Raw genomic sequence first — 12,345 nt, 5'->3', positions numbered from 1 at the left:
AGCATGTTGATCGGAACGCTTTCCGGATGCTCCGGCAGGTTGGCCAAGGTGACCAGCATGTCGATCCGGTCCGCCGGCTCTTCGCCCATGCCGACAATGCCGCCGCAGCAGACCTTGATGCCGCTGTCGCGGACATTGGCCAGCGTATCCAGCCGGTCGGCAAACGACCGGGTCGAGATGACCTCTGAGTAGTATCGCTCGGAGGTGTCGATGTTATGGTTGTAGTAGTCGAGGCCAGCCTCTTTCAGTTGCTGCGCCTGGCCGAGGTCGAGCATGCCGAGCGTCATGCAAGTCTCCATGCCGAGCGCCTTGACGCCTTCGACCATCGCCACGACCGCATCCATGTCGCGCGCCTTAGGATTGCGCCAGGCAGCACCCATGCAATAGCGGGTGGCGCCGGCGTCACGCGCCTTGGTCGCCTCGGCGATGACGCGCTTGACCTCCATCAGCTTCGATGCCTTCAGGCCGGTTTCGTGATGCGCCGACTGGCTGCAATAGCCGCAATCCTCCGGACATCCGCCTGTCTTGATGCTGAGAAGCCGGCTGAGCTGGACTTTGTTGGGATCGAAATTCTGGCGATGGACGGTTTGCGCCAGGAAAAGCAGATTGTTGAAAGGTGCATCGTGAAGCGCCAAGGCTTTCTCCAGGGTCCAAGCGCCGGAGTCATGTGCTTGAGCCGGCGGCATCGTCTTCGTCGAAATCATTGCGTCCATTTCCATCCTATTCCTTGGTTCTGGCCTTTACGGCTTCTCTGCTGGCCGCTTGACGGCGACCGGAAAATTTATCCGCCCGCTGCCGTCCATCAGTCGATCATGAGACCCGATAATCAAGTCCGATATCCAGGATCGGCGCGCTATGGGTCAGCCAGCCGATGGAGATCAGATCGACGCCCGTCGCAGCAATCTGCGCAACCATATCGAGCGTAATCTGGCCCGATGCTTCGGTGATCGCCCGACCGGCAACCATGGCCACCGCCTCTCGCAATTGGACAACAGACATGTTGTCGAGCAGGATGGCGTCGGGGGCGAGCGTCAGGGCCTCGTCCAGTTGGGTCAGCGTATCGACCTCGACTTCGATTTTGACGAGATGACCTACGCTTGCTCGCGCGAGCTTGATGGCCGGGCGGATCCCGCCGGCGATGGCGATGTGGTTGTCCTTGATCAGGATGGCGTCGTCGAGGCCGAAACGGTGATTGGAGCCGCCACCAGCGCGCACGGCGTACTTTTCGACTGCCCGCAAGCCGGGTGTCGTCTTGCGAGTGCAGACGACCTTCGCCTTGTACTCACGGATCGCATTGACGATCGATGCCGTCGCGGTAGCGATGCCGCTCAGATGACAGAGAAAATTGAGCGCCGTCCGTTCCGCGGTGAGAATGGCCCGGGCCGGACCGCTCACCGATGCAATGGTCTGTCCCTGCACTACCTCGCTGCCGTCTGCTCGCTCCACCGTCATCTCGACAGTCTCATCGATCAGCCAGAAGGCGAGCATGGCCAGATCAAGCCCGGCGACAGTTCCAGTCTGGCGCGCCGCCAGCGCGGTCGTCGCATAGTGGTAGGGTGTTACAATGGCATCGGTAGTGACGTCACCGGCCCGGCCGAGGTCTTCGAGAAGTGCTGCCCGCACCAGAGGCTCGAGCATGATTGCTGGAAGAGGCGAGAGGTTCATCATGGGACGCTTTCCAGCACTGACGAGTGTGCCAATTCCCGCGCTACCGCCAAGGCAGCTTCGAGGGTGATTTCGGAGCGTCGGGCAACAGTCGCATGATGAGGAAAGTCTGTCCGGTAATGAGCGCCGCGGCTTTCTTCGCGCAACAAGGCGGCAATCGCGATCATCAGCCCGACCGCCGCCGGATCCGATGCCGCGTCCTTGCTTTCGGCGAGCGGCAGCAAGGCGTGTGCCGCTGCTTTCAAGCCGTCACCATCCCGCACGATGCCGAGTGCGCGCGACAGGAAAGGACGCACGGTTGCCGGATCGGGCGATGGGTAATCGCTCCCGAACGCAGGCTTAGTTCTGCGGGCAGGGGTCCCGGCGACGCTGTCGGCAACCCAGCGCGCGCACACGACGGCCTCGGTCAAGGAATTGCTGGCGAGCCTGTTGGCACCATGCAGTCCGGTCGAGGCGACTTCGCCGCAGGCCCAGAGACCCTTGACGGAGGTGCGGCCGGATCCGTCCACGGCGACACCACCCATGTGGTAGTGTTGAGCGGGGCGAACGGGAATGAGATCGCGCGCGGGGTTAATGCCGGCTCCACAGCAGGCAGATGCAATTGTGGGAAATTGTCGTGCGAATTCCGGGCCGGGCCGCTTTCGCGCGTCGAGGAAAACACGGTGGCCGTTGGCAAGATGGTTCCACACGGCGCGCGCCAGGACATCGCGGGGCGCAAGTTCCGCCCCTTGTACGCCCTGGAGAAAGGGCCGGCCGGTCTCGTCGATCAGGGCAGCACCTTCGCCGCGGACAGCCTCGCTGATCAGCGTCATCGGCCGCTCCGGCCCGTCAAGCGCGGTCGGATGGAACTGAATGAACTCGAGGTCGGAAAGCACAGCTCCAGCGCGGGCGGCAAGCGCCAGGCCCTGTCCGCAACTGCCCGAGGGATTGGTGGTGTCGACAAACAACCCGCCGATCCCGCCGGTGGCGAGGACAACGCGCCTTGAGCCGAAGAAGACGGATCCTAGCGAACAGCTCGCCCAGACGCCCCGGATGGCATTGTCCTTCACCGCCAGCCGGCGCGCTTCCACACCCTCAACGACAACAATCGACGGGGTGGAACGCACGGCCGTAATCAGGGCACGCATGATCTCACGCCCCGTGCCGTCACCATGCGCATGAACGATGCGACGTCGGCTGTGCGCGGCCTCCAATCCAAGTCGCAGCGACCCTTTGATCGTACGGTCGAAGGGGACCGCAAAGCCGGCAAGCCCCTCGATCGCACTGGGCGCGTCCTGGAGGATGCGGCTTGCCATATTCTTGTCGCAGAGCCCGGCCCCGGCCGCAATTGTGTCGGCAAGATGCAGCGCCGGATCATCGTCATCACCGAGGCCTGCGGCCAGACCGCCCTGTGCCCAGGTGCTCGATGTGTCAGTTCCGAGTAGCGTCCTGGACAGAAGAAGCACCGGCTCGGGCGCCAGATGAAGCGCAGTCATCAGCCCGGCAATGCCGCCGCCGATGATAATGGGCCGCCCGAAGAAGCTGCGGACATCGGCGCTCATACAGCGAGCATCCGCTCGACCGCCAGCCGCGCGCGCTGAGCGATCTCGGGCTCGATGGTTACAACATGGCGGTTCTCTTCGAGCGCTGCGCGGATATTGGCGAGCGTTATCCGCTTCATGTGCGGGCACAAATTGCAGGGGCGGATGAACTCGACTTCGGGGTGCTTGACCGCGACATTGTCGCTCATCGAACACTCCGTCAGCAGCACGACGCGTGGCGGCTTTTGCCGTTCGACATAGTCGGACATAGCGGCGGTCGAACCGGAAAAGTCGGCCTCGGCCACCACTTCAGGCGGGCACTCGGGGTGAGCAAGCACCACGAGGCCGGGATGAGCTTGACGCAATTCGCGAACGTCTGCGGCAGCGAAGCGCTCATGCACCTCACAATGGCCCTTCCAGGCCAGTATCTCGACATCCGTCTCGGCGGCGACGTTCTTGGCTAGGTATTCGTCGGGAAGCATGATGACACGCGGCACGCCGAGCGATTCCACCACTGCCCGCGCATTGCCGGAGGTGCAGCAGATATCGGACTCAGCCTTCACGGCGGCAGAAGTGTTAACATAGGTGACGATCGGCACATTCGGAATGCGCTGACGCATCAGGCGCACGTCCTCTACGGTAATGGAGTCCGCCAGAGAACAGCCAGCCGCAAGATCGGGGATGAGCACCGTCTTTTGCGGATTGAGCAGCTTCGCCGTCTCGGCCATGAAATGCACGCCGGCGAGCACAATGACATCCGCTTCGGTCGACATCGCCCTGCGCGCAAGCGCGAGGCTGTCGCCGACGATGTCGGCGACACAGTGGAAGATCTCCGGCGTTTGGTAGTTGTGCGCCAGGATGACGGCGTTGCGCTCCCGCTTCAGCGCCAGAATTGCCTCGATGTCATGCAAAAAGCTCGGCCATTCGATCGGGGGGATAACGCGCCGAACGCGGTCGTACAGGGACGCACCCAAAGGCAGGATGGCGCTCATCGAGCCTCCAGTTATAGTCTACATGATTATAAGACCTATATATTCGTTGTGACTATAAGCGATGTCAAGCGCGCGCGAGCGGCAATTTTGTCCCGGCCACAGGTCTCTCGTCGAGAATGGTGTGGCGGAAGCGATAGAGCTGCGCCGGCCGGCCCCCGGTTTCGGCGGTCGTCTCTCCGGTTTTTTCAACCAGCTCCTGCTGCTCTATGAGCCGGCGAAAGTTCGGCTTGTTGATGACCCTACCGGAGAGCGCTTCCACGGTTCGCTGCAGCTGCAGAAGTGTGAAGAGCGGCGGCATCAGCTCGAACACGACCGGCCGGTATTTGATCTTGGAGCGCAGCCGCGCAATAGCCGTTGCCAGGATGCGGCGGTGATCGGCGATCATGGATTTGCCCCGCACCGGAGTAGGCTCGGCTGAAGATCCGCCGCGTATCGCTTCCTCCACCAGTGCTGCCTCGTAGAGAAGCTCATAACGCTGCAGTACGAGCTCTTCGTTCCATGATCGGTCGTCGAAGCCGAAAGCGACAGCCGCGCGCCGCCGGCGATCGAGCCGTGTGGCGGTGTCGTCAGCGTCATCCGCCCATTCCCTCAGGCGCGGCCGCAGATGGTCTAGCACTACCGTCGGCGTGCCGGAGCGGTGATCCTCCCACGGAAAATAGTCGTACCAGCTCGCCCAGCAGCACCTGGCCGAGGCACCTGCATCTTCGTCCCGCGTGAGCGCGAGATAGCTAATCGAGATTACGCGCTCCTCAGCGCCGATCCGATCGCGATCGGCGAAGGTGTAGAGCTGTTCGATATAGCCGAGCGGCTGGCCGGTCTGTTGTTCCACCCATCCCCTAAGGCCCGATTGCAGCGAACGGTGAGCCTGCTCGAACGGACCCGAGGGCAGTGCGCTTGCCTGCGCGATGGTGAGAACGCACGGGTCACTGTTATTCACGGCGATGACAACGGCGATCAAGTCCGCCTCGACCGCGTTGGCCTTGCCTGCAGCTCTGCCTTTCCTGCTTCCCTTCGCCTGATGGTCCATGATCTCTGAACTGGTTTGGCCGAGCCCGGCCATGAAAGCAGCTGAACCGATTTAATTCGGTTTTCTACGATAACTGTCGACGCGTCAACATCACGCACCGTCGCGATTTTAGCTCTTCGCACCTGCACAAAAATGTGCCAAAGGCGACACTCGCGGTTGGTAACGCAAGGGAAGGAGCCCTCATTGAGTGCGGTTGCTAACACCAAGGCGATCACCCCGCCGGATATCCATTCGCGAAAGGGTGGAACGCCGCTCGTCTGCCTTACTGCCTACACGACCCCGGTTGCCCGGCTGGTCGATCCCCATTGCGATGTAGTGCTGGTCGGCGACAGCGTCGGCATGGTTCTCCACGGCCTGCCGACCACGCTTGGGGTCACACTCGACATGATGATCGTGCACGGCCAAGCCGTGCGCCGGGGCCTCGAGCGGGCGCTGATGGTCGTGGATATTCCGTTTGGCTCCTACGAGGAAAGCCCGGACCAGGCCTTCCGCAATGCCGCGCGGCTGATGGCGGAAACCGGATGCGCCACCGTCAAGCTGGAAGGCGGCGAGAACATGGCAGCAACCATTCGCTTCCTGACGGCCCGCGGCGTCCCGGTGATGGCCCATGTCGGGCTGACGCCGCAGGCGGTCAACACATTCGGCGGCTATCGCGTACAGGGGCGGGGAGACGATGCGGAGCGGATCAGGCGCGACGCCGGTGCGGTCACGGAGGCCGGCGCTTTTTCAGTGGTGCTGGAGAAAGTGCCCGAGCCGCTTGCACGGCGCATCACTGAAGAGATCGCCATCCCCACAATCGGCATCGGCGCCTCGCCAGCCTGCGACGGCCAGATTCTGGTGGCCGACGACATTCTGGGCATGTTCACCGACTTTCAGCCGAAATTCGTCAAGCGCTATGCCGAACTAGGCTCAGAGGCCGAGGCGGCGATTGCCGCTTACGCCGACGATGTAAGGGAACGGCGTTTTCCGGCGGCCGAACATGTCTACGCCACAACGTCGAAGGCCGGAGACGTCGCATGAGCGTGCCGATCGTTCGAACCGTTGCCGAGCTTCGCACTGTTGTTGCAGGATGGCGCCGCTCGGGCGCAAGTGTCGCAGTTGTACCGACCATGGGGGCCTTGCATGAAGGACATCTGAGCCTCGTGCGTGCAGCGCTTCAGAAGGCTGACCGGGTCATCGTGACCCTGTTCGTCAACCCCAAGCAGTTCAACAATGCCGCCGACCTTGCCGCCTATCCCCGGACGGAAAACCAAGACGCGGCAAAGCTCGTGCCGCTGGGCGCACACCTGCTCTATGTGCCGGATGCAGAGGAGATGTACCCTGCGGGCTTCGCCACGACCGTTTCGGTGGCCGCTATGGGCGAGGGCCTGTGCGGCGCGTTTCGGCCGGGCCATTTCGATGGCGTGGCGACCGTCGTTGCCAAGCTCTTCTTGCAAACCGGCGCTGATTTCGTCTTTTTCGGCGAAAAGGATTTCCAGCAGCTTCAGCTTGTCAGGCGTATGGTCCAGGATCTGGATATTTCGATCACCGTGGTCCCTTGTCCGACAGTCCGCGAAGTCGATGGTCTTGCACTATCGTCGCGCAATGCCCGGCTCTCGCCAGCCGAGCGCGCCGTTGCCCCAAAACTCGCATCGGTCCTGATCGAGACGGCTGAGCGGCTTGCGCGCGGCTCTCCCGTCCTGCCAACGCTTGCCGAAGCGCTCGCGGCAATTCTGGCTGCAGGCTATCGCGACATCGAATACCTGGAGCTTCGCGGCGAGGCAGATCTGCAACCGATGACAAGCGTTCACCGACCGGCACGCTTGCTTGTCGCGGCTTGGCTCGGCGACACACGGCTCATCGACAACGTCAGAATATCACCGATTGGTTCAACGTATTAACGAGGCCCCGGCGTTGAGCCACGTTCCGCAAGCAGAAGTAGGAGGCAATGGCGGCGATGAAGGCGCCAAAATCGCACTTGTTGCATAAATGCCCGATCATTTAACCAAGGTCTCCGTCTGGCATCGACCAATATTCACGGAGTTTAGGCAAAGCGCAGAAGCATCGCGTGTGCGAAAACTTCGTCGAGCAACTCTATGCAAGCGTTGATGCCGGCGATCTCTGTGAGCCAATGGCATCCGCCGCAGCCGGCTTCGACTTTCCGCTCTTCGCCTATTTTATTTACCCGTCGGTCCCCGGCGATGCGCCGCGCTTGATCTCAAACTACCCTTCGCGCTGGACATCACGTTATCTGCAGCAGCGGTACCACAGCCTTGATCCGGTGTTCCTGCGCGGGCTGCAAGGCTGGGGTACTTTGGATTGGGGCGTGGATCGCGCTCGGCAGTGTCTGTCGACGTCACAGCAACAAATTCTGGAGAGTGCAGCTCAGTTTGGCATCCGCGGCGGATTGACGATGTCAATGCATGATCATAGCGGCCGGTTTGCTGCGCTGACCTTTGCTTCCGACGAGTCCCGTCCGCGTCTTTGCGGTCACTCGCATGTTACGAAAAAGCATTGCAGCTGGTGGCGATCAACTTTCATACCCATGTGCGGCGCAGGCTCGCCAACGATCGCGTGGTCGATGGCGTAACGCTGACCCCGCGAGAGTTCGAATGCCTGAAATGGACGGCGCGCGGCAAGTCGCCTTGGGACGTCAGTCAGATCCTCGGCGTCTCAAAGCGCACCTGACCTTTCATCTGGAAAACGCCAAAGCAAAGCTCGGCGTGCGAACGATCAACTAGGCCGTTGCACGGCTGGCTGCCTCCGGTCAGGCGAGATCCTGATCCTTCCGCGATCGCTGTAAACGTCTACAGGCTGCATCATCGGCGGCTTTGTCCTTCGATGGCGAAAACATCCCGCACGGAGGCGACCATGATGGTGAATTGGGCTCACGAAGGGGCAGCAAGCGTGAACTTACGCCCAAGCGTCCCGCACCTGGCTGATCGCCAGCAGAAGCTCGCAGATTCTTGGCGGCGGCACTTAGTGCAAGGCCAAGGCTAAGCGCAGCCGCCTCCGATGCGCCACACCGGGATACCGACCTTGCGCGCCTTGTGGGCAAGATTGGCCCGATTGCCAGCCGGGGAAGACTGCGACACCAGTCGGCAAGACCTGCGGCGTATCGTCGTTGCGCATGAACGGTGCGGCGTTGCCGTGCTTTGTCCCGTCCCGCTTGAAGGCATCTGCGGCATCTTGCGAAAATCGGCCCAGCGGGCGGCACTGCGCTCGGCGATTTTGGCGACCTTGACTCTCGAACCAGTCCCGCTGTCGGAGGCGAATGACGATCTCCCGGATGGCGAACTTTATTGCGATCGCCGATATGCTGTACCGCCATGCCTCCAGCTTGCGGTTGGTTCCGTTGATATCCATCATGTAGATGGGTTTTCATCAAAACAATCGATTTTACGCAGAATGACCGGAATGAAAAAGGTCGCTCGCGAGGCTCTCTCTATGCGCAAGCATAGGGCCCAATATAAAGGGCCCCGAGACGTCGCGTCGGCTGGTTAATCGCGACCGCCGACGCGGCGCAGTTGCCATGACGAAATAAAATGAGGGATATGTTTGTGCCGACTGTACGCAACAGCATTTTTGCCATTATTTTTTGCTCTGCTACCGTGCTATCGCCGTTAACGGCGTTGGCAGAGACTATCTTCGGAACCCTATCTAAGGCCTATCAGAACAATTCTTCGCTGAATTCGACCCGCGCCGGCACACGCGTCACGCACGAGGGCGTGGCCATCGCCAAGTCGGGCTGGCGTCCGACCTTCAACGGCTCCGCAGACATCGAGTATTCCAGCAGCCACCTTAACGGCTCGAACCGGAGCGTGCGCCTAACCAAAGGCAACTTCGGCGTCGAAATCGATCAGACCCTGTTCGACGGTTTTCAGACCAGGAACAATGTCGCGGCTGCCGAAGCGCAGGTCGGCGCTTCGGTCGAGAGCTTACGCAACGCCGAACAAGACACCCTGTTCAACGCGGCTCAGGCCTATATGAACGTAATTCGCGACCGGCAAGTAGCCGTGCTGACGGAGCAGAACCTGCAGTTCCTGACCGAACAGGCGCACGCTGCGCGTTCGCGCTTCGAGGTTGGGGAAGGCACGCGCACCGACGTCGCGCAGGCCGATGCCCAGCGCGCCAACGCAGTGGCGAAGTTGAGTGCCGCCCGCGCGCGGGCGCTGGCAAGTGCGGCAACCTATCGCCAGATCGTCGGGGACGAGCCGGGGAAGCTCAGGCCGGCGGCGCCGGTGGCAAAATTGCTGCCGTCGAGCCTCGATGCGGCAATCGCGATCACATCAGCCGAGCATCCGGCCATCCTCGCCACCCAGCTTCTGGTTGACGCGGCGGCGTTTTTAGTGAAATCGGCCGAAGGCGCGCTGCTGCCCCAGCTTTCCGCTAGCGCCGGCGTATCGAGCGCTTATCGCAACACCGTTCCCGGCGTGATCACCTCGGGAACGGAAGGCACAACCAATTCGGCCAGCATCGGGGCGACGCTGACCGTCCCCATTTATTCTGGTGGCCGCACTTCAGCACTGGTGCGCCAGTCCAAGGAATCGCTCAGCCAGGCTAGGATCAAGGTCGACGTCAGCCGCGACCAGGTGCGCCAAGCCGTGACTGCGGCATGGACCGCTTATACCGCCGCTCAGCAGAGCGTCGCGGCCAACCGGCAAGCGATCGCAGCCGCGCAGCTTGCCTTGAACGGCGTCATCGAGGAGCGCAATGTCGGCCAGCGCACTATGCTCGACGTGTTGAACGCCCAGAACGACCTCATCACCGGCAAGATCGATCTTGCCAGCGCCGAGCACGACGTGGTGGTAGCGAGCTATGCCATCCTACAGGCGACCGGGTGTCTGTCGGTCGAGCGCCTTGGCCTGAACGTGACAAAGTACAAGCCTGAAGAGCATTACAACGCGGTCAAGGACAAGTGGATCGGCCTGCGCACGCCGGACCGCCGCTAGCCGATCATCGCACGCCCTGCGAAAGATCCCTCTTGGCCGGAGTCGAGAACGGCAAAGGCAGCTATATCCAAGCCCACTTCGAGCATACGCCGTCCAACTTTCCAGCACTGACAAACTGCGGTAAACGTTGTCAATGCCGGGCGTGGAGAGATCAGATACGTCCAGATTCGCAGCCCTGGTCTTAGTCTAGTAAGCACCACTTGCGCCAAACGCGGAAGTTCATTGGTCTCCAACAAAATCTGCTCCGTAAGCGAAGAAAGCACGAGATTCCTCGATCTTTCTTGAAGGCCTGCGATCAGCTCGCGCACGGCGGCGAAACTCGTTCGCTTGAACATCATCCTCAAGGAAGACACGGCGCACAGGCCGCGTCTAGCATTGAGATCGCTTCCTCCCTTTTTTGCGGACTTGCCACAATCGGACGCCACGTCGGCAAGGGTCTTTTGGGATCCGCGCGACTGCACCCTATTCCACGAGCGGCCGCAGAGCCGGTTGGGCTCGACCACGATTTTGAACCGCTTGATCTTTCTCCGCTCTCACACGGCAAGGACATCCTGCTGACACCTGCCGGCGTGCAGCACGTGCTGTTGAGGGAGGACTGTCGGGAGTCTGCAGATCGCCGTTTCCGGTGCCTCCGTTCTCCGCCCGTTGCGGCTATATTCGACGCAACCGTGCCGCTGCGGCACCTGAAGTTCCAAGTCGCTGCCCTTCAGTTCCTGATGACATCAATGGTTGCGGCCGCCTTGGCAGCTGCTTGCCTTCCGCCGGAACCCCGCGGAGGGCGTCTGCGTATCGTGCTCCAGGCTTTGGATGGCTCGCTTGCCGGAGCATCCCAGGAGATCGCCATTGCCCTATTCGGGAGACGGCGTGTCGAGAAGATTGGTCTCGTCCGGGCAGCCATCTTCGCGATCAGGTGCGCCGCGCCATCCAAACGTGGCCGCTACCTGATCGGCGGCGGCTACAGACAGTCCCTGGTGTAATTGTGGTGACAGCTTAGTAGTTGGCTTATTCCAAAACGCGCAGGGATCTGACCGCATCTGCCATGACGGGCTTATTGTGCATTGCACAAAACCTGACGCGCCGTTAGTCTTTCCGCTGCGGGAATTGGGTTTGGGTAATACGGACGAAGCACTGAGAACCAATGCTTCGTTGATAGTGCATTCACACCCCGAGGACCCTGATGACCGTTACAAACCCCGACAAAGCCGGCACTGCAAGCCTTGAGGCGATCGCGCGAAACGGCAGCATGCTGCATCGCATCGCTGTGCGTATCCCGACCTATCTCTCGGATCTTCGAGAGAATCCGGCGTGGCTGCCGATGTTCATGCTCGCCCGCACCATGCCGGCACGGAGAATGCACTGGCGTGGTGCAAAGCCTGTTCGAGTGGAGCCGAAAGCCCAGGACACGATGTTTGCTGGCGTCAATCGCCAGGATGTTGTCGACGCTCTGCGGTCGGACGGGCTTTTTTCCGGTCTCGTCTTGCCAACAATGGTCTCTGAAGATGTAGCCGCATTCGCCAAGTGCACACCTTGCTTCGGCAATTTCGACCGCCGCCTCGAATTCATGCCGACGGAGCATGCGGAGGCTGAGGTCCGGTTTGGCCGTCCGTTGCTCAGCGGCCACTATTTCGAGCGCATTCTGGGCTGCAAGGCGGCACTCGCCATCCAAAACGATCCGCTGCTCATGGATATCGCCGCGCACTATCTCGGCGGCCAGGCGAAGCTGATCACCACGCGTGTCTGGTGGAGTTTCCCGACCGGCCAGGCCTCCGACGCCGACAAGAACCTGGCTTCGCTTGGCAAATACCACTTCGACCTCGACGACTGGCGGATGCTGAAGTTCTTCTTCTACCTGATGCCCGTCGACGAGGGCACCGGCCCCCATGTCTATGTCCGAGGCAGTCATAACCGCCGCGCCCTCAAGCACCAGCTTACGCTTCTCGTCGGCCATCCCGCGCAAGAGGTTCTGGACGTCTACGGGGAGCAGAGCCCGGTCACGCTGACCGGGGAGGCCGGTCTCGGTTTCGTCGAGGATCCGTTCGGCTTCCATATGGGTACCGTGCCTGCGCGCAGGCCACGGCTGATGATGGAAGTCGGCTTCGGCGTTTCTCCTCCATCCCGCCGCCGCTTCCATGGCGAGCCTGTGATCCGCTGATTTCGAAAAGTCCCGAAAAGATAAGGCTGTGCCGCCATTCCAATCTGTTCGGCGCCAA

At 61.4% G+C, this 12,345-nt stretch carries 10 protein-coding genes and 2 pseudogenes; 6 read left to right on the top strand and 6 right to left on the bottom strand.

Going from position 1 to position 12,345, the window contains the following annotated elements:
- The 5 genes from bioB to ABVQ20_RS30835 all read right to left on the bottom strand — a co-directional run.
- Positions 1-713, bottom strand: a 713-nt coding sequence (gene bioB, locus ABVQ20_RS30855; RefSeq protein ID WP_354463449.1) for a biotin synthase BioB, incomplete at its 3' end; no start/stop codon positions are given.
- A gap of 97 nt (positions 714-810) precedes the next feature.
- Complete coding sequence (gene nadC / locus ABVQ20_RS30850) at positions 811-1,665, bottom strand: carboxylating nicotinate-nucleotide diphosphorylase (protein WP_354463474.1); 855 nt, start codon at positions 1,663-1,665, stop codon at positions 811-813.
- Entirely contained in the window at positions 1,665-3,206 is a 1,542-nt protein-coding gene (locus tag ABVQ20_RS30845) for an L-aspartate oxidase (protein WP_354463448.1), read from the bottom strand. Before ABVQ20_RS30845 ends, nadC begins: the two co-directional genes overlap by 1 nt.
- Complete coding sequence (gene nadA / locus ABVQ20_RS30840; protein ID WP_354463447.1) at positions 3,203-4,177, bottom strand: quinolinate synthase NadA; 975 nt, start codon at positions 4,175-4,177, stop codon at positions 3,203-3,205. Before nadA ends, ABVQ20_RS30845 begins: the two co-directional genes overlap by 4 nt.
- 64 nt (positions 4,178-4,241) lie before the next feature.
- Positions 4,242-5,204, bottom strand: coding sequence for an NUDIX hydrolase (locus ABVQ20_RS30835; RefSeq protein WP_354463473.1), 963 nt, complete (start codon positions 5,202-5,204; stop codon positions 4,242-4,244).
- 183 nt (positions 5,205-5,387) lie between these two features.
- Here ABVQ20_RS30835 and panB point away from each other — a divergent pair, with 183 nt between their 5' ends.
- The 3 genes and pseudogenes from panB to ABVQ20_RS30820 all read left to right on the top strand — a co-directional run bounded on the left by panB (position 5,388) and on the right by ABVQ20_RS30820 (position 7,924).
- Positions 5,388-6,224, top strand: a complete 837-nt coding sequence (gene panB / locus ABVQ20_RS30830) for a 3-methyl-2-oxobutanoate hydroxymethyltransferase (RefSeq protein ID WP_354463446.1) — start codon at positions 5,388-5,390, stop codon at positions 6,222-6,224.
- Positions 6,221-7,084: a pantoate--beta-alanine ligase gene (gene panC, locus ABVQ20_RS30825; protein ID WP_354463445.1), complete on the top strand. Its 864-nt coding sequence runs from the start codon at positions 6,221-6,223 to the stop codon at positions 7,082-7,084. Before panB ends, panC begins: the two co-directional genes overlap by 4 nt.
- Positions 7,085-7,206: 122 nt before the next feature.
- Positions 7,207-7,924 (top strand): annotated as a pseudogene (locus ABVQ20_RS30820) (LuxR family transcriptional regulator).
- Between the two features lie 255 nt (positions 7,925-8,179).
- On the opposite strand, the pseudogene ABVQ20_RS30810 reads toward ABVQ20_RS30820, so the two are convergent.
- Positions 8,180-8,416: pseudogene (locus ABVQ20_RS30810) on the bottom strand (hypothetical protein); the annotation flags it as partial.
- Positions 8,417-8,743: 327 nt separating this feature from the next.
- Here ABVQ20_RS30810 and ABVQ20_RS30805 point away from each other — a divergent pair.
- From ABVQ20_RS30805 to ABVQ20_RS30795, 3 genes are all read left to right on the top strand, one after another.
- The gene (locus tag ABVQ20_RS30805; protein ID WP_354463442.1) at positions 8,744-10,135 is read left to right on the top strand and encodes a TolC family outer membrane protein; all 1,392 of its coding nucleotides are present in this window, start codon (positions 8,744-8,746) and stop codon (positions 10,133-10,135) included.
- Positions 10,136-10,416: 281 nt separating this feature from the next.
- Complete coding sequence (locus ABVQ20_RS30800) at positions 10,417-11,112, top strand: DNA -binding domain-containing protein (RefSeq protein ID WP_354463441.1); 696 nt, start codon at positions 10,417-10,419, stop codon at positions 11,110-11,112.
- Between the two features lie 200 nt (positions 11,113-11,312).
- Positions 11,313-12,287: a hypothetical protein gene (locus tag ABVQ20_RS30795; protein ID WP_354463440.1), complete on the top strand. Its 975-nt coding sequence runs from the start codon at positions 11,313-11,315 to the stop codon at positions 12,285-12,287.
- Positions 12,288-12,345 lie beyond the last annotated feature (58 nt).

Source organism: Mesorhizobium shangrilense (genome assembly GCF_040537815.1).
GTDB lineage: Bacteria > Pseudomonadota > Alphaproteobacteria > Rhizobiales > Rhizobiaceae > Mesorhizobium > Mesorhizobium shangrilense.
This window is presented reverse-complemented; position numbering and strand designations above follow the sequence as displayed.